The 18836-nt window shown below is 65.2% G+C and carries 20 protein-coding genes and 1 pseudogene; 8 read left to right on the top strand and 13 right to left on the bottom strand.

Features of this window, described 5'->3' with window-relative positions:
- Nucleotides 1–40 precede the first annotated feature (40 nt).
- Nucleotides 41–223, bottom strand: a pseudogene (locus E2I15_RS39920) (LysR family transcriptional regulator); the annotation flags it as partial.
- Nucleotides 224–309: 86 nt separating this feature from the next.
- On the opposite strand from E2I15_RS39920, the gene E2I15_RS35515 reads away from it, so the two are divergent.
- From E2I15_RS35515 to E2I15_RS35505, 3 genes are read left to right on the top strand one after another with little or no spacing between them, the layout of a single operon-like run.
- Entirely contained in the window at nt 310–906 is a 597-nt protein-coding gene (locus tag E2I15_RS35515; RefSeq protein ID WP_246668302.1) for a hypothetical protein, read from the top strand.
- A complete protein-coding gene (locus tag E2I15_RS35510; RefSeq protein WP_155262744.1) occupies nt 903–2099 on the top strand; it encodes an efflux RND transporter periplasmic adaptor subunit in 1197 nt (398 codons plus the stop codon). Before E2I15_RS35515 ends, E2I15_RS35510 begins: the two co-directional genes overlap by 4 nt.
- The gene (locus E2I15_RS35505) at nt 2096–5221 is read left to right on the top strand and encodes an efflux RND transporter permease subunit (protein ID WP_137482397.1); all 3126 of its coding nucleotides are present in this window, start codon (nt 2096–2098) and stop codon (nt 5219–5221) included. Before E2I15_RS35510 ends, E2I15_RS35505 begins: the two co-directional genes overlap by 4 nt.
- Nucleotides 5222–5587: 366 nt before the next feature.
- Here the strand turns inward: E2I15_RS35505 and E2I15_RS35500 are convergent, their stop codons facing one another.
- The 9 genes from E2I15_RS35500 to coxB form a co-directional block, all read right to left on the bottom strand.
- Nucleotides 5588–6136 carry a GrpB family protein gene (locus tag E2I15_RS35500; RefSeq protein ID WP_137482396.1) on the bottom strand — a complete coding sequence of 183 codons (549 nt, stop codon included), beginning with the start codon at nt 6134–6136 and terminating at the stop codon, nt 5588–5590.
- A 161-nt stretch (nt 6137–6297) separates the two neighbouring features.
- Nucleotides 6298–7080 carry an SURF1 family protein gene (locus E2I15_RS35495; protein WP_137482395.1) on the bottom strand — a complete coding sequence of 261 codons (783 nt, stop codon included), beginning with the start codon at nt 7078–7080 and terminating at the stop codon, nt 6298–6300.
- The gene (locus tag E2I15_RS35490) at nt 7077–7463 is read right to left on the bottom strand and encodes a DUF983 domain-containing protein (protein WP_026191934.1); all 387 of its coding nucleotides are present in this window, start codon (nt 7461–7463) and stop codon (nt 7077–7079) included. The genes E2I15_RS35495 and E2I15_RS35490 overlap by 4 nt, the downstream gene beginning before the upstream one ends.
- Nucleotides 7464–7527: 64 nt before the next feature.
- Nucleotides 7528–8424: a cytochrome c oxidase subunit 3 gene (locus E2I15_RS35485; protein ID WP_137482394.1), complete on the bottom strand. Its 897-nt coding sequence runs from the start codon at nt 8422–8424 to the stop codon at nt 7528–7530.
- Nucleotides 8425–8531: 107 nt separating this feature from the next.
- Nucleotides 8532–9161: a cytochrome c oxidase assembly protein gene (locus tag E2I15_RS35480; protein ID WP_137482393.1), complete on the bottom strand. Its 630-nt coding sequence runs from the start codon at nt 9159–9161 to the stop codon at nt 8532–8534.
- A gap of 5 nt (nt 9162–9166) precedes the next feature.
- On the bottom strand, nt 9167–9331 hold the full coding sequence (locus tag E2I15_RS35475) for a cytochrome c oxidase system small membrane protein (RefSeq protein WP_018269059.1): 165 nt from the start codon (nt 9329–9331) through the stop codon (nt 9167–9169).
- A 37-nt stretch (nt 9332–9368) separates the two neighbouring features.
- Nucleotides 9369–10307, bottom strand: a complete 939-nt coding sequence (locus tag E2I15_RS35470) for a heme o synthase (protein WP_018269060.1) — start codon at nt 10305–10307, stop codon at nt 9369–9371.
- 63 nt (nt 10308–10370) lie between these two features.
- A complete protein-coding gene (gene ctaD, locus E2I15_RS35465; RefSeq protein ID WP_069280298.1) occupies nt 10371–11987 on the bottom strand; it encodes a cytochrome c oxidase subunit I in 1617 nt (538 codons plus the stop codon).
- 80 nt (nt 11988–12067) lie between these two features.
- The gene (gene coxB / locus E2I15_RS35460) at nt 12068–12907 is read right to left on the bottom strand and encodes a cytochrome c oxidase subunit II (RefSeq protein ID WP_137482392.1); all 840 of its coding nucleotides are present in this window, start codon (nt 12905–12907) and stop codon (nt 12068–12070) included.
- A gap of 233 nt (nt 12908–13140) precedes the next feature.
- On the opposite strand from coxB, the gene E2I15_RS35455 reads away from it, so the two are divergent.
- Both E2I15_RS35455 and E2I15_RS35450 read left to right on the top strand, forming a co-directional pair.
- Nucleotides 13141–13515, top strand: coding sequence for a hypothetical protein (locus tag E2I15_RS35455; protein ID WP_137482391.1), 375 nt, complete (start codon nt 13141–13143; stop codon nt 13513–13515).
- Nucleotides 13491–14039 carry an invasion associated locus B family protein gene (locus E2I15_RS35450; protein ID WP_137482390.1) on the top strand — a complete coding sequence of 183 codons (549 nt, stop codon included), beginning with the start codon at nt 13491–13493 and terminating at the stop codon, nt 14037–14039. Before E2I15_RS35455 ends, E2I15_RS35450 begins: the two co-directional genes overlap by 25 nt.
- Before the next feature lie 126 nt (nt 14040–14165).
- Here the strand turns inward: E2I15_RS35450 and E2I15_RS35445 are convergent, their stop codons facing one another.
- The 3 genes from E2I15_RS35445 to E2I15_RS35435 all read right to left on the bottom strand — a co-directional run bounded on the left by E2I15_RS35445 (nt 14166) and on the right by E2I15_RS35435 (nt 15718).
- Nucleotides 14166–14762 (bottom strand): TlpA family protein disulfide reductase, encoded by a 597-nt coding sequence (locus E2I15_RS35445; RefSeq protein WP_246668301.1) that lies wholly within the window; start codon nt 14760–14762, stop codon nt 14166–14168.
- A gap of 35 nt (nt 14763–14797) precedes the next feature.
- Complete coding sequence (locus E2I15_RS35440) at nt 14798–15259, bottom strand: DsrE family protein (RefSeq protein ID WP_246668300.1); 462 nt, start codon at nt 15257–15259, stop codon at nt 14798–14800.
- 66 nt (nt 15260–15325) lie between these two features.
- Nucleotides 15326–15718, bottom strand: coding sequence for a DoxX family protein (locus E2I15_RS35435; RefSeq protein ID WP_137482388.1), 393 nt, complete (start codon nt 15716–15718; stop codon nt 15326–15328).
- A 133-nt stretch (nt 15719–15851) separates the two neighbouring features.
- Here E2I15_RS35435 and E2I15_RS35430 point away from each other — a divergent pair, with 133 nt between their 5' ends.
- The 3 genes from E2I15_RS35430 to lepB all read left to right on the top strand — a co-directional run bounded on the left by E2I15_RS35430 (nt 15852) and on the right by lepB (nt 18763).
- On the top strand, nt 15852–16307 hold the full coding sequence (locus E2I15_RS35430; RefSeq protein ID WP_137482387.1) for a winged helix-turn-helix transcriptional regulator: 456 nt from the start codon (nt 15852–15854) through the stop codon (nt 16305–16307).
- Between the two features lie 261 nt (nt 16308–16568).
- A complete protein-coding gene (gene tldD / locus E2I15_RS35425) occupies nt 16569–17993 on the top strand; it encodes a metalloprotease TldD (protein ID WP_016847098.1) in 1425 nt (474 codons plus the stop codon).
- Nucleotides 17993–18763, top strand: coding sequence for a signal peptidase I (gene lepB / locus E2I15_RS35420; protein ID WP_016847099.1), 771 nt, complete (start codon nt 17993–17995; stop codon nt 18761–18763). Before tldD ends, lepB begins: the two co-directional genes overlap by 1 nt.
- The last annotated feature ends 73 nt before the right edge of the window (nt 18764–18836 follow it).

Raw genomic sequence — 18836 nt, 5'->3', positions numbered from 1 at the left:
GCGCCTTGCGGACCGGCAACGCGAGCGCTTCCGCCCGCGGCGTCGGCAGCATGCCGGACGGTGTACGGACAAATAGCTGGTCTTTCAGCGCATGACGCAGCCGGTTCAGCGCGTGGCTTACGGCGGGCTGGCTGATGGCAAGCGCACCGGCCGCGCGCACCACGCTGCGCTCGCGCATCACGGCGTCGAACACCAAGAGGAGATTGAGGTCGAGATTGCGCATCCGCATGCCGCCATCATGCACAATGTGAATTAGTAGATAAAGACAATTCATTTGAATAATATCAGGCCAGGGCCCAGCTTCCGGACATGTCCGAAAGCCCGCACAGCACCATCGCAGCCCGGCCCCGTCGCGCCACCGCACGCGTGCTGGTCGGCGTCCTCGGTGCCCCTGATACCGCATCGATCGCCGTGCCCGAAACCTTCGCGCGCTGGCGCCGGCTCACGCCGCTTGCGACGTGGCTGCCGATCGAGCTCCGCGAAACCAGCTATGCCGGCATCCTGACCGGCGTTGCCGCCGCGCTCGATCGCGTCGGCATGATCGCGCGGCAGCTGATCCTGCTCGGCGAGGGTCCGCTCGCACGACGCATGCTCGAGCTGGCGCTGCGGGGTGAATTGCCCTGCGGCGGCATTGTCGCGATCGACGCCGCCTCCGACGCGCTGCCCCTTCCCATCTTGCCGACGGTAACCGCGATCCGACTCGTCGTGCACCACAACGACGATGCGCCGCAAGGCAGCCTGATCGGCGCACTGCGCGCCGCCGATCTCGACGCACGCATCATCCACCTCGACCTAGCCGCCGGCCACGGGGCCGAGGCGGCCGCAGCGAGCGCAACCGAAACCTTCGTCCTGGAGCTGGTCGCAACGATCGGCCGCCGGACAACCGATGGAGCTGGTGACCCATGAGATCGAGGACCTTCAGGATCACGGCCGCGAGCCTCGTGGCCGCCGCCGCAATCGGCGCCGCCGCCTACGCCGTGCATCGACCGGACGGAGCAACGGACCATGCACCGGCGGTCCAGTCGACCACCACAACATCCGCCGTTCCGGTAACGGCGGCGAGGGTGCTGCAGCATGACGTGCCGATCGTGCTCGAAGGCCTCGGCACCGTGACGCCGATCAACACCGCCACCATCCGTACCCAGGTGCAGGGCACGCTCGACAGCGTCGATTTCGTCGAGGGCAAGCAGGTCAAACGCGGCGATGTGCTCGCCAGAATTGATCCGCGGGTCTATGAGGCCCAGGTCGACCAGGCCGAGGCCGCGTTGGCGCGCGACCAGGCGAGCCTGAAGAACGCGCGGACCAATCTGGCGCGAACGCAGCCGCTCGCCAATCGCGGCTTCGCGACCCAGCAATTGCTCGATACCCAGGACTCTCAGGTCGCGCAGGGCGAAGGCACCGTCGCGCTCGACAAAGCGGCGCTGGAAGCCGCGCAGACCCAGCTGAGCTACGCCACGATCACGGCGCCGTTCGACGGCATCACCGGCATCCGCCGCATCGATCCCGGCAATATCGTGCACCCGACCGACACCAACGGGCTCGTGGTCCTCACCCAGCTGCAGCCGATCGCGGTGATCTTCACGCTGCCGTCCGGCGACATCCCCGGCGTGCAGCAGGCGCTGGCAAACGGCGACTCATCGGTCGACGTTTATGACGCACAGAACAAGCACAGGCTCGACCACGGCAGCCTGATGCTGATCAACAACCAGGTCGACAGCTCGACCGGCACGGTGCAGCTGAAGGCATCGTTTCCCAATGCGGGCAAGACGCTGTGGCCCGGCAGCTTCGTCAACGTCCATCTGACGATCGCGGTTCGCCACAATGCGCTCACGGTGCCGCTGACGGCGGTACGCCAGGGACCGGACGGCAGCTTCGCCTATGTGGTCGGCCCGAACAACGTCGTCAGCATCCGCAATGTCACGACCGGGCAATCGCGCGACGGGCAGGTGCTGATCGAACAGGGCCTCGCGGCCAAGGAGACCGTCGTCACCGCAGGCCAGTACCGGCTCAATCCGGGGACGACGGTCGAGATTGTGCCCGATGACGGCAAGGACCAGGTCCAGGACGCAACCACCGCAAGCGCAGGCATGCTGCCATGAACATCTCCGCAGGTTTTATCCGCAAGCCCGTCGCCACCGCCTTCCTGGCCATCGCCATCGTGCTGGTCGGCATGATCGCCTTCGTGCGGCTGCCGGTCTCGGCGCTGCCGACGGTGGATACCCCGACCATCCAGGTCACCGCGCAACTGCCCGGCGCCGATCCGCAGACCATGGCGTCCTCGGTCGCGACGCCGCTGGAGCGGCAATTCGGTCAGATCGCGGGCCTCACCGGCATGAGCTCGAGCAGCGGGGTCGGCAATACCCAGATCACGCTGCAATTCGCGCTGAACCGCAGCGTCGATGCGGCCGCGCAGGACGTGCAGACCGCGATCGATGCGGCATCGGGGCAATTGCCCAAGACCATGCCGTCGCCGCCGACCTTCCACAAGGTCAATCCGGCCGACGTACCGGTGCTGCTGATCGCACTGATGTCGGACACCGAGCCACTGACCAAGGTCGACGACTATGCCGACAGCATCCTGGCGCAGAAATTGTCGCAGGTGCCCGGCGTCTCGCTCGTCACCATCGGCGGCATGCAGAAGCCCTCGATCCGGGTCCAGCTCAATCCTGCCAAGCTCGCCGCCGCGGGGCTCGATCTCGAGCAATTGCGCGCTACGCTCGGCAATATCACCGTGAACCAGCCCAAGGGCGAGCTCTACGGCAGCCAGCAAGCCTATACGCTCGCCACCAACGACCAGGTGCTGGTCGCGAGCAAGTATGACGATCTGATCATCGCCTATCGCAACGGCGCGCCGGTCCGTTTGCGCGACATCGGGCATGCCGTGGTGGCGGCCGAGGACATCACCCTGCACGGCTGGTACAACGACAAGCCCGCCGTTGTCCTCGCGATCCAACGCCAGCCTGGCGCCAATGTGATCAGCACGGTCGACGGCATCAAGAAGCTGCTGCCGCAGCTGGTGTCGAGCCTGCCGTCCGACATCAAGGTCCAGATCGCCTCCGACCGTACGCAGACCATCCGCGCCAGCGTCGCCGACGTGCAGTTCACCCTGGTGCTGACCATCGCGCTGGTGGTCGGCGTAATCTTCCTGTTCCTGCGCAATCTGTGGGCGACCATCATCCCCGCGGTCTCGGTCCCGATCTCACTGATCGGCACCTTCGGCGTGATGTATCTGCTCAACTACAGCCTCGACAATTTGTCGCTGATGGGGCTGTCGATCGCGGTCGGCTTCGTCGTCGACGACGCCATCGTGATGATCGAGAACATCTCGCGCCATATCGAGGAAGGCCTCTCTCCGATGCAGGCTGCCCTGAAGGGCGCCGGCGAGATCGGCTTTACGATCATTTCGATCTCGGTCTCGCTGATCGCGGTGTTCATTCCGCTGCTGCTGATGGGCGGGGTGATCGGCCGCATGTTCCAGGAGTTCGCCGTCACGGTGTGCGTAGCCATCGTGGTGTCGGTGATCGTCTCGGTGACGCTGACGCCGATGATGTGCGCCTATCTGCTGTCGCCGCACCAGGGCACCGAGGCCGGAGTGGTCTCGCGCGCGCTGGAGCGCGGCTTCGGCGCGATCCAGGCAGGCTACGAGGCCGTGCTGGCTGTGGCGCTACGCCACAAGGCGACGACGCTGTCGATCATGCTGGCGAGCGTCGTGGTGACCGGCCTCTTGTTCGTCGGCATCCCCAAGGGCTTCTTCCCACAGCAGGACACCGGCATGATCACCGGCATCACGGAGGCCTCGGCCGATATCTCGCCGGCACAGATGGCGGCGCTGCAACGCAGCGTCATCGACGTCATTTCCACGAACCCCGCCGTCGCCAATGCGACTGGCTATATCGGACCGGGCGGCCCGACCGTGACCGAGAACAACGGCCGCCTGTTCGTGCTGCTGAAGCCGCGAAGTGAGCGCAATGCCTCCGCCGATCAGGTGATCCGGCAGCTCGACACCGCGCTACAGAAGATCAAGGGCATGTCGGTGTTCATGCAGGCGACGCAGGACATCAATCTCGCCAGCCGCCTGTCCAAGACGCAGTATCAGTTCACCCTCACCGACGTGAACCAGGACGAGCTCAATCTGTGGGCCGGCAAGCTGTATCAGAAGCTAAAGACGCTACCCGAGCTGGCCGACGTCGCGACCGACCAGGCCAACACCGCGCGTCAGCTCAAGCTGCAGATCGACCGCGACGCGGCCTCCCGACTCGGCATCGATCCGGCGGCGGTGGACAATACGCTCTATGACTCCTTCGGCCAGCGTCACGTCGCCCAGCTGTTCACGACGCTCAACACCTACTACGTGATCCTCGAGGTCGATCCGTCGTTCCAGCTCGGCCCCTATGCGCTCAACCGCATCTACATCCGCTCGTCCGCGGGGACGATGGTGCCGTTGAGCCAGATCGCAAGCATCGACTACGGCACCGCGCCGCTCGCCGTGAACCACCAGAGCCAGTTTCCGTCGGTCACGCTGAGCTTCAACCTGCCGCCGGGCACGGCGGTGGGCACCGCGGTCGCAGCCGTCCAGAAGGCGACCGCCGACCTCAACGTGCCGTCGACCGTGGTCACCAGCTTCCAGGGCAATGCGCAGGCGTTCCAGGCAGCGCTGGCGTCGACGCCGATCCTGATCCTCGCCGCGGTGGTCGCGGTCTACCTGATCCTCGGCATGCTCTATGAGAGCACGATCCATCCGGTCACGATCCTCTCGACGCTGCCGTCCGCCGGGCTCGGCGCGCTGCTCGCGCTGTGGGCCTTCGGCTTCGGGCTCGACGTGATCGGCCTGATCGGCATCATCCTCTTGATCGGCATCGTGCAGAAGAACGGCATCATGCTGATCGATTTCGCGCTGGAGGCCGAGCGCCATCAGCATCTCTCGGCGGAGCAATCGGTGTATATGGCCTGCAAGGCGCGCTTCCGCCCGATCCTGATGACGACGATGTGCGCGATGCTCGGCGGCGTCCCGCTGATGATCGGCACCGGCACTGGATCGGAGCTGCGCCAGCCGCTCGGCTTTGCCATCGTCGGCGGGCTGATCGTCTCGCAGCTGATGACGCTGTTCACGACACCGGTCGTGTACATCTATCTCGACGGAATGACGCGGCGGTTCGCCAGGCTGCGCAAAGGTACGCAAAAGGTCGCCCCCCGCGAACCCGAGGCGGGGCTTACGACCTGATCCTGTGCCGGTGGGTCGCCCTGTGGCAACGCGCTTCCTCTTCAGAGGTGGCGATTGACGCCGTCAAGCCCGCAATACCAGGAGAGGCTGCACCAGATCACCGACTTCTTCGTCGCCCAGGGCAACTCGCTGGCGCAGGCGCATCAACAGGCGATCCAGTGGATCGGGCAACAGGTGCAGACCCAGGCCTCGTTCCTGTCCTACATGGATGCGTTCTGGGTGCTGATGCTGATCGCGCTGTCGGCGATCCCGCTGGCGCTGACCTTGGCAAGGTCAAGCTCGGCGGCCCCGCCCCCATGGGTCATTGATCCCCGGCGCGGACATGGATGTGCTAGGGCGGAATTCAGACGTCGCAAGGCCGCACTATCAACCGAACAACTCCGCGCGCCACGCGCGGGCCTTCGCGGTCGTCTCCTCGACGAAATGAGTTTTGCCGTTGCGATAGGCCGCGATGTCCTCTCTTGAGGAGGCAGCAAGGGCCTTCTTGATATCCGCGTAGGCGCGGGCCGCCTCGATGTGCGCGCGAAGATAGTCGCGAAACACCAGCAGCGTTTCCCAGCGCGGATTGGATGGTTCCATCACATGCAGATGATGGGTCCACGGCCCCGGAGGGCCCTTGCGGAAGAACAACTCGCCAGGCAGCCACGCCGCGTATTCTGGTATGTAGTTGTAGCCGAGCACCTCGATCGGCTCGATGCAGCGCTCCCGTGCCTCCGCCAGGCTGGGGACACCGACCATCAGGTCGATGATCGGCTTCGACGGCAATCCCGGAATCGCAGTGCTTCCGACATGCTCGATGGCCAAGGCCAGCGAGCCAAGCGCATGCTTGATCCTCGCGCACTCCGTCTCGAACATGACCGGCCAGTTGGGGTCATAGTCCAGGACAACGATTGGCCCGCCGCCGTTTTTCTCCATGGCACACCCTGATTGTTCACCGCGAAGTCCCCTTCGCAGGCCAATCAAACCATGAGCGACTAAAGCGTTTCCGAGCGAAGTGGATACTGGTTCGCATCAAGAATACGCGTCAAAATAAGAATCTAGAGCCCCGCTCCGATGCCATCGGAACGAAAAAGGCTCTAGGTTCGACCAGAGGCGCGCCGCCGGTGCCCGCGCCACCACAGGCCGAAGGCGATCGTGACTGCAGCAGCCAGCGAGAACCAGGTGATGGCGTATTGCATGTGGTCGTCCTTGAGCCGCACCTTGAGCGGTCCGGGCTTCGGCGTGCCGCTGTCGGGCACCGGCGCCTCGAGGTCGATGTAGAACGGCGCGACCTGAGCACCACCTTGGCCCCAGCCGAGCGCCTGCGCCATCGCGCGATGATCGCGCACGAACCACAGCCGCTTCGGTAGATCTTCCTTCGGCGTCAGCCGGCCCGGCGGCTCGGGAAAGCGGATATAGCCGGTCAGTTCAACCGGCGCGCCGGTGACGAGGCGGCCGACCACGCGATCCTCGAAAGCGCGATCCTGCATCGTGTTCTGGACAAAGCCGGCGTTGATCACGACGGTCTCGCCGCTCGCGAGCTTCGCCGGCAGCAAGGCCCAGGTGCCGGGACCCGAAATGTCGTCGCGCACCGCGGAGCCGGAGCTGAACACCATCGCGTCCGGCTGCTTCGCATAGGTCGCGGTCAGGGTGACGCGGCGGAACTCATCCTTGGCGGAGGTCAGCTTCGGCCATGCCGACGGCGGCGGCAGCGCCTCGGTCGGGGCAGCCAGCCGCGCGTCGAGTGCCGCGATCAGCGCATGCTTCTCGACCCGGCGCTGCAATTGCCAGAAGCCGAGGGCGATAAACACCGCGATAAGGATCAACGTGAAAATGCCGAAGCCGGCCGCGCTCGGCCGGCGCGTCGTCACATCATTCATTTCGGGTCGCGCTCGATCAATTGGCCTTCGGCGGCCTTGTGGTGGAATTGCAGCGCGATCAGAAGTGCCTTCATCGATCGTAGCGGCAGGATCGTGGTAACCAGGATCAACGGCAGCCACAGCGCGGCATGCACCCAGAACGGCGGCTGGTATTTCACCTCGACAATCAGCGCCGCCGCGACCACGATGGCGCCCGCCAGCATGATGACGAAGATCGCCGGCCCGTCGCCGGAATCGATGAAGGCGAAGTCGAGGCCGCAAGCTTGGCAGCGCGGCGCCAGCGTCAGGAAGCCGGAATAGAGCTTACCCTTGCCGCAGCGCGGGCAGCGGCAGGCGATGCCGCGCAGTGCGCTCTCGGTCACAGTCGGGGGGGTATCGGTCATCTGTTCTCTTCAAAAGCAAAGGGGCGGCCATTCGGCCGCCCCCTCTTAGCACGTCGGCCGGCGATTAGTGTGCGCCGTGGGCCATCGTCTCGGCGCCGTGGCCCCAGACGTAGATGCAGATGAACAGGAACAGCCAGACCACGTCGACGAAGTGCCAGTACCAGGCGGCAAACTCGAAGCCGAGGTGCTGCTTCGGCGTGAAGTGGCCGGCATAGGCGCGGATCAGGCAGACCAGCAGGAAGATAGTGCCGACCAGCACGTGGAAACCGTGGAACCCGGTCGCCATGAAGAAGGTCGCGCCATAGACGTTGCCGCCGAACGAGAACGTCGCATGGGCGTACTCATAGGCCTGCACGCAGGTGAAAAGGGCACCGAGGATAACGGTGAGGATCAGGCCCTGCTTGAGGCCCTGACGGTCGTTCTCCAGCAGCGCATGGTGCGCCCAGGTGACGGTGGTGCCCGAGGTCAGGAGCAGCAGCGTGTTGAGCAGCGGCAGATGCCAGGGATCGAAGGTCTCGATGCCCTTCGGCGGCCAGGTGCCCGGCACCGAGCAGGCGCCCATCGCCGTGCCGGCGCCGCAACCAAACACCGCGTCGCGCGTGGCGTGCACCGCGTCGGCCGGGAACAGCGCCGAGTTGAAGAAGGCCCAGAACCAGGCGACGAAGAACATCACCTCGGAGGCGATGAACAGGATCATGCCGTAGCGGTGGCTGATCTGCACCACGCGGGTGTGGTCGCCCTTGTACTGGGCTTCCTTGATCACGTCGCCCCACCAGCTCGCCATGGTGTAGAGCACGCCGATGGTGCCGACGCCGAACACGATCGGAGCCGCGGAGAACATGTGGTGCATCCAGCCGATCGCGCCGAACGCCATGATGAAGGCCGAGAACGAGCCGACCACCGGCCACGGGCTCGGGTCGACGAGATGATAGTCGTGATGCTTGACTTGCGCCTCAGCCATTGCCGTCTCTCCATTCGCGTGCCGCAAGGCACGTCTTAAATCTCAAATTCCAATCTCTTCAGCATGATCTTCCCGGAAAACCGGGTTCCACTTTTCCGGATCATGCTCTAGCCGCCCTTGCGCTGCTCCGCCTCGCCGGCCGCCACGGGCTTCGGCGTGGCGTCGCGCACGGGGAAGAAGGTGTAGGACAAAGTGATCGTCTTCAGCGTGTCGTTCTCGCTGTCCCTGGCCAGCGCCGGATCGACATAGAACACCACGGCCATCTCGCGCTTTTCGCCCGGCGCCATGGTCTGTTCGGTGAAGCAGAAGCAGTTGATCTTCTGGAAATAGGCGCCGACCGTCAGCGGCGCGACATTGTAGGACGCCTGGCCGGTCGTGGAGCGCGCCGACTGGTTGGTGACGGTGTAGTAGACCGTGACCACCTGGCCGATCTTGACGTCGATCATGTTCTGCTCCGGCTCGAACTTCCAGGGCAGGCCCGGCGCGACGTTGGAATCGAAGCTGACCGCAATGGTGCGCTCGAGCGGCGCATCCGAAGGCACCGAGGTCGCGACCTGGGTGGTGCCGTTGAAGCCGGTGGTGCGGCAGAACCAGTTGTAGAACGGCACGGCCGCGTAGGACGCGCCGACCATCAGCACCACCACGAAGCCGCAGATCGAGGCAACCACGGCGTCGCGCGTCAGCGTGCGGCGCGTGACCTTGGCGCCCCCACCCTGCTGCGGTCCCTGGTTCGCCATCTCACTCACAGCGGTCGCACCAGCACGGCTGGCCCCTTGACGAGGGTGACGGCGAAGAACAGCACGACCAGGATGCCGAGCGCGAGCGCGATGGCGATCGAGCGCTGGCGGCGGCTCCTAAGCTGCGCCTCCGTGAGGACGATTCCTTCTGGTTCGCGTTTCTCGTCCATTGATATCCCATGCGCCCCCATCTCGCCCCCCGGCTCCCTATCCGATGAAGACAGGCGCAATCGCGCGGACCACGACCTCGGCGAGCAGGACGGCAAACAGCGCGAACAGATAGAGGATCGAGAAGGCGAACAGCCGGCGCGTGGCGCGGTTGGCGGCCGTGCCCTCGCGGCGGCGATAGACCTCGATGGCGAGCCCCAGCATGCCGGCGCCAAGCACCAGCGAGGTGACGCCGTAGATCGCGTCGAAATAGCCGAGCGGCCACGGCGCCAGCGCGATCGCGACCAGCACGATGGTGTAGAGCAGGATCTGCAGCCGGGTCGCGTCGGGTCCGGCGACGACCGGCAGCATCGGGATGCCGGCGCGCGCATAATCGTCGCTGCGGAACAGCGCCAGCGCCCAGAAATGCGGCGGGGTCCAGAAGAAGATGATCAGGAACAGCAGGATCGGCTCGACAGAGAGCGATCCGGTCGCGGCGGCCCACGCCACCACCGGCGGCAAGGCACCGGCGGCGCCGCCGATCACGATGTTCTGCGCGGTCCAGCGCTTCAGCCACATCGTGTAGATCACGGCATAGAAGAAGATGGTGAAGGCAAGCAGCGCGCCCGCCACCCAGTTGACCAAAATGCCGAGCGTCATCACCGAGAAGAAGGCGAGCGTGATGCCGAACGCGGCCGCCTCGGTCTGCGTGATGCGGCCGCGCGGGATCGGCCGGTTGGCGGTGCGCGTCATCAGTGCGTCGACGTCGCCCTCATAGGCCATGTTGAGCGCGCCGGAAGCGCCGGCGCCGACCGCGATGCACAGGATCGAGGTGAATGCCAGCACCGGATGCACGTGCACTGGCGCAATCATCAGCCCGACCAGCGCGGTGAAGATCACCAGCGACATCACGCGCGGCTTCAACAGCGCGATGTAGTCGCCCACTTCGGCCTCGGAGATCCGAGGCAGCTCGATGGCGTTGTGATCGACAACCGACAAGATCAGATCTCGCTTCTCTCAAAAGGCGCGGCGCACCCTTAAGTGCGCCGCGTTGTCGTGGACTTACTGCACGCGGGGCAGCACTTCGAACTGGTGGAACGGCGGCGGCGAGGTCAGCGTCCACTCCAGCGTGGTCGCACCAGCACCCCACGGATTGTTCGCGGCCTGCTCCTTGCGGACGAAGGCATCGATCACGCCGTAGATGAAGATCAGGACGCCGATGCCCGAGATGTAGGAGCCCCAGGACGAGATCAGATTCCAGCCGGCGAACGCATCCGGATAGTCGACATAGCGGCGCGGCATGCCCGACAGGCCGAGGAAGTGCTGCGGGAAGAACACCAGGTTGACGCCGACGAAGGTGAACCAGAAGTGCAGCTTGGCGATGCGCTCCGAGTACATGTAGCCGAACATCTTCGGGAACCAGTAGTACCAGCCGGCGAAGATGCCGAACACGGCGCCGAGCGACAGCACGTAGTGGAAGTGCGCCACCACGTAGTAGGTGTCCTGCAGCACGCGGTCGACGCCGGCATTGGCCAGCACGACGCCGGTGACGCCGCCGACGGTGAACAGGAAGATGAAGCCGATCGCCCAGATCATCGGCGCCTTGAACTCGATCGAGCCGCCCCACATCGTGGCGATCCACGAGAAGATCTTCACGCCGGTCGGCACCGCGATCACCATCGTGGCGGCGACGAAATAGGCCTGCGTCGCCGAGGACATGCCGACGGTGTACATGTGGTGCGCCCACACCACGAAGCCGATGCCGCCGATCGCGACCATGGCGTAGGCCATGCCGAGATAGCCGAACACGGGCTTTCGCGAGAAGGTGGAGACGATCTGGCTGATCATGCCGAAGGCAGGCAAGATCAGGATGTACACTTCGGGGTGACCGAAGAACCAGAACAGATGCTGGAACAGCACCGGGTCGCCACCGCCGTCGGCCGCAAAGAACGTGGTGCCGAAATTGCGGTCGGTCAGCAGCATGGTGATCGCACCGGCGAGCACCGGCAGCGACAGCAGCAGCAGGAACACGGTGACCAGGATCGACCACACGAACAGCGGCATCTTGTGCAGGGTCATACCCGGCGCGCGCATGTTGAAGATCGTGGTGATGAAGTTGATGGCGCCGAGGATCGACGAGGCACCCGCGAGATGGAGCGAGAGGATCGCGAAGTCGACCGCAGGACCCGGATGGCCGGAGGTCGACAGCGGCGCGTACATGGTCCAGCCTGCGCCGACGCCGTTGGCGCCCGGCTCACCCTCGACGAAGGTGGACATCAGCAGCAGCGCGAACGAGGCCGGCAGCAGCCAGAACGAGATGTTGTTCATGCGCGGGAACGCCATGTCCGGCGCGCCGATCATCAGCGGCACCATCCAGTTGCCGAAGCCGCCGATCATCGCCGGCATGACCATGAAGAAGATCATGATCAGACCGTGCGAGGTCACGAACACGTTATAGGTGTGCGTCTCGTGGAATATCTGGACGCCCGGATACATCAACTCGGCGCGGATCGCGATCGACATCGCCGCGCCGATGATGCCCGCGATCACCGCAAAGACCAGGTACATCGTACCGATGTCCTTGTGGTTCGTGGAGTAGAGATAACGCCGCCATCCGGTCGGATGGTGGGCGTGATCATCATGGGCGTGATCGTCGTGTGTCGCTGCGCCTGTCGCCATGTTCAAAATCCTGCCTTGCAGTCCCTCTTGGACCTTGCGGTCCCGTCGCCCTTGTCCATCCGCGCCGTAAGCCGCGAGGCTTACTGCGCCGCCTGACCAGCCGAGGCGTAGGAATTCGCCGGGTTGGTCGCAAACTTCTTCTTCGCGCCTTCAACCCAGGTCGCGAATTCCTGGTCGCTGACGACCCGCACCGCGATCGGCATGAAGGCATGGTCCTTGCCGCACAGTTCCGAGCACTGGCCGTAGAACACGCCGGTCTTGGTGGCCTTGAACCAGCTCTCGTTGAGGCGGCCGGGGATCGAGTCGATCTTCACGCCGAAGGCCGGCACCGCGAAGGAATGGATCACGTCGGCGCCGGTGGTCTGGATCCGCACCACCTTGTTGACCGGGACCACCATCTCGTTGTCGACGCCGAGCAGGCGCGGCTGCTTGTCCTTGTCGAGCAGCGAGTCGAACTCGAACTTGCCGTTGTCCGGGTAGGCGTAGGACCAGTACCACTGCTTGCCGGTGACCTTCACCGTGAGGTCCGGCTTCGGCACGTCGAGCTCCAGGAACAGCAGGCGGAACGACGGCACCGCGATGCCGACCAGGATCAGCACCGGGATCAGCGTCCAGGCCACCTCGATCAGGGTGTTGTGGGTGGTCCTCGAGGGGACCGGGTTGGCCCTGGCGTTGAACTTCACCACCACGATGATGAGCAGCGCGAGTACGAACAGCGTGATCAGGGTGATCAGCACCAGCAGGAAATTATGAAACCAGATGATGTTTTCCATCACCGGGGTCGCGCCTTCCTGCAGCGTGTGCTCCCACGGCGCCGGCTGCCCCATTTCGGCGAAGGCAGACCCCGCAGCGACAGACGCCACACCCGCCACCGCCAACCCCAGCAATTGCCTGCCCAACCGGCCAATCGACATCTTCATGCCGCTCGCGCTCCCTTGCATTATTCCCCAAAGCACCCCCGGCATGCGGCCGAAAATGCAGCACGATCCGCCCTGACAAACGGCCTTCCGGACATACCCGTCTCTGAGTCAAGGTGGGTACGGGAGCCAGATCGCTAGAACGCGTCGAAATCCAGCCTCTCAAACCATAATTCTCCGGCGCTCGCAATGCAGTAGTGGGGCCGAAAGCCATGCGCCTGCGATGAAGCTGCCGCTTGCGATTTTTCCCGCAAAATCAAGCGAAAGTCGCCGAAACGACGCCGCATGCAGTTGACAGGGGGATTACCGGATGTACCCACAGACAGGGCAGCGCACAGGAACCTGATTCGCTGCGGGCTGCCCCAATCCGGCGCGAGAATGGCTTCAAGATCGCCTTCAAGGCGCCGTCATTGCGGTATCAGTCGACGCCTGAGCATGATCCGGAAAAGTGGAGACTGGTCTTCCGAAAGATCATGCTCAAACAAGAAGATGAGATCATGATTCGCTCCGGGAAGCGCATCATGGCGCGCGTGCTACCGGCGGCCGGACGGCCGGACCGACCGAACATCTATAAGGATCGACCCGGATGGGCGCTTCGAACACTCGTTTGACGATGGCCAGCCGGCTCGGCGGCCTCGCGATTCTGGCCCTTTGCCTTGGCCTTTCTCTCGGCCTTTCTCTTGGCCTGACCCAGCCCGCGAACGCGCAAGGCGCGGTGCGCTCGGTCCACGGCGACTGGCAGATCCGCTGCGACACCCCGCCCGGCGCCCAGGCCGAGCAATGCGCGCTGATCCAGAGCGTGGTAGCGGAAGACCGCTCCAACGCCGGCTTGACCGTGATCGTGCTGAAGACCGCCGACCAGAAGAGCCGCCTGATGCGCGTGGTCGCCCCGCTCGGCGTGCTGCTGCCCTCCGGCCTCGGCCTCAAGCTCGACAATCAGGACGTCGGCCGCGCCGGTTTCGTCCGCTGCCTGCCCAATGGCTGCGTCGCCGAGGTGGTGATGGACGACAAGCTGCTCGGCCAGCTCAAGAACGCCAAGACCGCGACCTTCATCATCTTCGAGACCCCGGAAGAAGGGATCGGCTTTCCGCTCAGCCTGAACGGCCTGTCGGAGGGGTATGACAAATTGCCCTAGGGGTTAGGCTGGCGTCGCAATTACAGAGGCCGTAGCCCGGATGAAGCGCAGCGCAATCCGGGACCGGCGCCACCGCAGGAGCGTGTCTTCCCGGATTTCGCTGCGCTTCATCCGGGCTTCGTCATCTCAGCGGACGCCCGCATAATAATCGAACAGCCCGCTCGCGTCGGCGGACAGCCAGTCCGCCTCTCCCGTCATGTAGCCTTCCACCTGGCCGGTGATGCCGATCAAAAATGAGATCGGCATGCCGTAGAGCGCGAACGGCGTGTCGACCTCGGCGGCGTCGACGCGCGAGACGAGACCGCCCGGATCGAAGCCGATCGCGAGATGGCGCAGCTTGAGCTGCTTGACGTAGGACGCGACCGGCGCGCGGTTGCGATCGGTGCTGACAGCGACAACGACGAGATCGCTGCGGCCGCTGGCGGCAAGGCGGTCCAGCATCGGCAGCTCGGTCCGGCACGCCGCGCACCAGGTGGCCCAGAAGTTCACCAGCACCATCTTGCCTTTGAACGCGGTGAGATCGAGCGCGCCGCCGGCGAGCGCCGGGATCGCGACCGGCGGCACCGGGCGGGCGCCTTCGACCTGCGTGAACTGGTGCCGGATGGTGCCGAATTGCGGCGGTCCCGACGCTGCGCGCACTCCGGCGGGCATTGCGAGCGAGGCGCCGACGCCGATCATGCCGGCAACGACCGCGCGGCGCGTCGGTGCGTGAGCTGACGTCATGACAAGTTCTCCGCTTGGCTTGATGGCCATATCGCTCAGGACCGGATGTAGGACCAGCCGGCTTCCTGCAATTCGATGATGCGTCCGGGCCCGTTCGGCACCAGGTCGACATGATCGAGCAACACCAGCGGATGCCCCTCGGCGCGCTCCATGCCGAGCTTGGTGGCTTCGCAGACCACGAAGCGGATGTCCGGCGTGAGCCCCCGCACCATCCGGAGCAGGTCCTTCACCGGCGAGGTATCGGCCCGCAGCATGTGGACGCCGGCATTGTAGGCGACGACCTCGATCTCGAACGGCTCGTTGCGCTCCCGATAATATCTCGGGAGGTTGAGCGCGGTCGAGATCAGCGCCCGCATCGTGGTCGGGTCGTCGCTGTTGATCGGCAGCACCAGGCGGTGCATGCGCGGCTCCGGCTTGCTGAACTCAGGTTTCTTGGGCTCGGGTTTCGAGACAGCCGCGACCGAACCGGTGAGCAGCATCGTCGCGGCGAACGGCACGCGAAGGCCAGCACCAGCCCGGTCACGACCGCCAGCTTGAGGTGAGAGACGCGCATCGCGCTCACCTCACGGCGCGCTCGCTAGCAGGGCGAACTGGCTGCGCTTGGCGTAGGCGACGATCGCGCTCAATGTCAGCAGCACCAGAGCGGGCACCGGCGTGCCGCCGATCACGAACAGATGCGTAATGGTGGCGCCGACCATGATGCAGCTGAGCAGCACGCCGCCGAACGCCGCGACCGGGGGCAGCAGGATCAGGACCGCGCCGAGCAGCTCGAGCGATCCGGTGAAATAGCGGAACCACTGACCGAGCCCGATATGCTCGAATTCCTCGACCAGCATCGGCACGCCGTAGAGCTTGGCGGCGCCCGCGGCGGCAAAGGCCAAAGCGAGCAGTCCCCTGACGACCCAGAGGCTGATGGACTTCCAGCGCGACGGCGCCGCGGCAACTGCAACTGACATTGATGACTCCCGAGTTGTTCGTAAGGCCGGACCGCGCGGCCACCCGACCGATCCGCGGCTGGCCGCGGCTTTCGGTGGTCTAAATTCGGGAGTAAGATGAAAAGAACAAGTAGGATGCTTTTTGTGAGGTAGTATGAAAAAACTGACTATTGAGCCTCCCGAGCCTCCGGCGGCGTCCGAGCCCTGCAACGGCGACTTGTCGGCGCAATTCCATCGCGCGCTGTCGGTGCTGGCCGGGAAATGGAAGGGCGACATTCTCTGGCAACTGGTCGAGCGCAAGCGGCGGTTCGGCGAGTTGCGCCAGTCGATCCCCGGCGTGACCCAGCACATGCTGACCACGCAGCTGCGCGATCTCGAGGCCAACGGCCTCGTCAAGCGCACGGTCTATCCCGAGGTGCCGCCACGGGTCGAGTACGAGATGACGCCGTCGGCCAAGGCGCTCAAGCCGGTGTTCGACGAACTGTACCGCTGGGCGCAGGAGCATGGCTTTCCGACCTCGGCACAGGGCACCGCGCAGCCGAAGCCGCAATCGGGCGATATAGCCGAGCGCGAAAGCCGGCCGCGGAAGGCGGATCGACGCTCAAGGTGATGACGACAAGGTGAGGACACCGACGGGGCACTGTGATCGACCGCATGGTCGCAGGCACTCCCGGTTTGCCACCCCAACCACTATCTCTGATGATCGCCGTCCGGGCCTGAACCGGGACCGGTACAGGTTTCCGGGTTGTAAGATGAGTTTTCCGCTCGTCTCTGCTTCAATCCCCCGAAATCCCTGCTGCGGGTTCCCCACTGGCAATCAGTTGCGCTTCAGGCAAGGATGACCAGGAATCGCCACTGCGTCGGAGTGACCATGACCAATCCCGCCACGACCTCCCTGCTCGACCGCGCCAATCTGGACCGCGATGCCGTCCGCCGCGAGGTGGCGCGTGGACTTGAAGGCGCCGACGACGGCGAGCTGTTCCTGGAGTTTGGGCAAACCGAGGCGCTGGTGTTCGACAACGGAAGGCTGAAGCAGGCGACCTACGACACCTCGCAGGGCTTCGGCCTGCGCGCGGTCAAGGACGACGCGGTCGGCTATGCGCATTCCTCCGACGTCTCGATCCCGGCGCTGATCCGCGCCGCGGATGCGGTGGCGGCCGTGCGCGGCGGCTATGCCGGCACTTTCGCCGCGGCGCCGGCCCACACCAACATCAAGCTTTATGGCGACGAGAACCCGCTGGACGGGCCGGCATTCGAGGCCAAGGTCAAGCTGCTCGGCGAGATAGACGCTTATGTCAGGGACAAGGACCCGCGGGTGCGGCAGGTATCCGCCAGCCTCACCGCGACCTGGCAGGTGGTCGAAATCCTGCGGCCCGACGGCGAGAGCTATCGCGACATCCGCCCGCTGGTGCGCGTCAACATCTCGGTGGTCGCCGGTCAGGGCGACCGGCAGGAAAGCGGCAGCAAGGGCTATGGCGGCCGCGAGGGCTATGCGCGTTTCATCGAGACCAAGGCCTGGCGCGACGCCGCCGACGGCGCGCTGCGCGAGGCGCTGGTCAATCTCGAATCGGTGCCGGCGCCCGCCGGCGAGATGGACGTGGTGCTCGGGGCCGGCTGGCCCGGCGTGATGCTGCATGAGGCCGTCGGCCATGGGCTCGAGGGCGATTTCAACCGCAAGCAGACCTCCGCCTTTGCCGGCCTGATGGGCCAGCAGGTCGCGGCCAAGGGCGTCACCGTGGTCGATGACGGCACCATGGCCTCGCGCCGCGGCTCGCTCTCGATCGACGACGAGGGCACGCCGACCAACCGCACCGTGCTGATCGAGGACGGCATTTTGGTCGGCTACATGCAGGACCGCCAGAACGCCCGCCTGATGGGCATGAAGCCGACCGGCAACGGACGGCGGCAGAGCTATGCCCATGTGCCGATGCCGCGCATGACCAACACCTACATGCTGTCGGGCGACCGCGACCCGGCCGAGATCATCGCCTCGGTGAAGAACGGCATGTACGCCGCCAATTTCGGCGGCGGCCAGGTCGACATCACCTCGGGCAAATACGTGTTCCAGTGCACCGAGGCCTACAAGATCGAGAACGGCAAGCTCGGCGCGCCGGTGAAGGGCGCCATGCTGATCGGCAACGGACCGACCGATCTCCACAGGATCACCATGATCGGCAACGATCTTGCGCTGGATACGGGAATCGGTACCTGCGGCAAGAACGGCCAGGGCGTGCCGGTCGGCGTCGGCCAGCCGACACTCAGGATGGAACGGATTACGGTCGGAGGAACGGGCTAGTGAGCAGCGGAAACGAAGTCGTGACGGCCAAGCCGACCAGCTGGCGCGGGCAGGCCGTGCAACTGGCCGCGATCGTGGCCGTCGTGTTCCTCGCCAAGGGCGCGATCGCCGAGCCGTTCTACGTGCCGTCGGGATCGATGGAGCCGACGCTGCTGATCGGCGACGCGCTGGTCGCCTCGAAATATCCCTATGGCTACGGCGCGGCTTCGCTGCCGATCCAGATCACGCTGCCGGAAACCGGCCGCGTGTTCGGCGAGACGCCGAAGCGCGGCGACGTCGTGGTGTTCCGCTGGCCAGGCGACCGCTCGCAGGCCTGGGTCAAGCGCGTGGTCGGGCTGCCCGGCGACCGCATCCAGATGCGGCAGGGTCAGCTTTTCATCAACGATCATGCGGCGACGCTGAAGCCCGACGGCACCGGCTTCGCCGAAGACGATCGCGGCGGCGGCGAGGAGGCGTATCGCTATATCGAGACGCTGCCGAACGGCGTCAACCACGCGATCTTCAAGATCCGCGACAACGGCCGGCTCGACAACACCCAAGAGGTGACGGTGCCGCCGGGCAAGCTGTTCGTGCTCGGCGACAACCGGGACAATTCCGCCGACAGCCGCGTGCCGGTGCGCGACGGCGGCGTCGGCCTGTTGCCGATCGACAATCTGATCGGCCGCGCCGACGCCGTGGTCGGCTCCTGGGACCTCGGCATCCGCAGCCAGCCGGTCTGGACCTGGCTCTCAGGCTTCCGCCTCGCGCGCTTCTTCACCTCGGTGCAGTGAACTCGAACAGACCTGTAGCCCGGATGGAGCGCAGCGCAATCCGCGGCATCTCACATGGGCAACCGATCCCGGA

The sequence above is a fragment of the Bradyrhizobium sp. BR2003 genome (assembly GCF_009720285.1).
Classification (GTDB): domain Bacteria; phylum Pseudomonadota; class Alphaproteobacteria; order Rhizobiales; family Xanthobacteraceae; genus Bradyrhizobium; species Bradyrhizobium elkanii.
The sequence above is the reverse complement of the archived record's forward strand: the minus strand, read 5'-3'. Positions and strand labels throughout refer to the sequence as shown.

Excerpts from the sequence above, each read along its gene's own strand:
- E2I15_RS35445 (WP_246668301.1), bottom strand. The coding sequence starts at position 14,762 with ATGACGTCAGCTCACGCACCGACGCGCCGCGCGGTCGTTGCCGGCATG.
- E2I15_RS35500 (WP_137482396.1), bottom strand. The coding sequence starts at position 6,136 with ATGGAGAAAAACGGCGGCGGGCCAATCGTTGTCCTGGACTATGACCCC.
- E2I15_RS35480 (WP_137482393.1), bottom strand. The coding sequence starts at position 9,161 with ATGGCGAACCAGGGACCGCAGCAGGGTGGGGGCGCCAAGGTCACGCGC.
- tldD (WP_016847098.1), top strand. The coding sequence starts at position 16,569 with ATGACCAATCCCGCCACGACCTCCCTGCTCGACCGCGCCAATCTGGAC.
- E2I15_RS35475 (WP_018269059.1), bottom strand. The coding sequence starts at position 9,331 with ATGGACGAGAAACGCGAACCAGAAGGAATCGTCCTCACGGAGGCGCAG.
- E2I15_RS35485 (WP_137482394.1), bottom strand. The coding sequence starts at position 8,424 with ATGGCTGAGGCGCAAGTCAAGCATCACGACTATCATCTCGTCGACCCG.
- E2I15_RS35450 (WP_137482390.1), top strand. The coding sequence starts at position 13,491 with ATGGGCGCTTCGAACACTCGTTTGACGATGGCCAGCCGGCTCGGCGGC.
- E2I15_RS35490 (WP_026191934.1), bottom strand. The coding sequence starts at position 7,463 with ATGACCGATACCCCCCCGACTGTGACCGAGAGCGCACTGCGCGGCATC.
- ctaD (WP_069280298.1), bottom strand. The coding sequence starts at position 11,987 with ATGGCGACAGGCGCAGCGACACACGACGATCACGCCCATGATGATCAC.
- E2I15_RS35495 (WP_137482395.1), bottom strand. The coding sequence starts at position 7,080 with ATGAATGATGTGACGACGCGCCGGCCGAGCGCGGCCGGCTTCGGCATT.
- E2I15_RS35435 (WP_137482388.1), bottom strand. The coding sequence starts at position 15,718 with ATGTCAGTTGCAGTTGCCGCGGCGCCGTCGCGCTGGAAGTCCATCAGC.
- coxB (WP_137482392.1), bottom strand. The coding sequence starts at position 12,907 with ATGAAGATGTCGATTGGCCGGTTGGGCAGGCAATTGCTGGGGTTGGCG.
- E2I15_RS35505 (WP_137482397.1), top strand. The coding sequence starts at position 2,096 with ATGAACATCTCCGCAGGTTTTATCCGCAAGCCCGTCGCCACCGCCTTC.
- E2I15_RS35430 (WP_137482387.1), top strand. The coding sequence starts at position 15,852 with ATGAAAAAACTGACTATTGAGCCTCCCGAGCCTCCGGCGGCGTCCGAG.
- E2I15_RS35515 (WP_246668302.1), top strand. The coding sequence starts at position 310 with ATGTCCGAAAGCCCGCACAGCACCATCGCAGCCCGGCCCCGTCGCGCC.
- E2I15_RS35510 (WP_155262744.1), top strand. The coding sequence starts at position 903 with ATGAGATCGAGGACCTTCAGGATCACGGCCGCGAGCCTCGTGGCCGCC.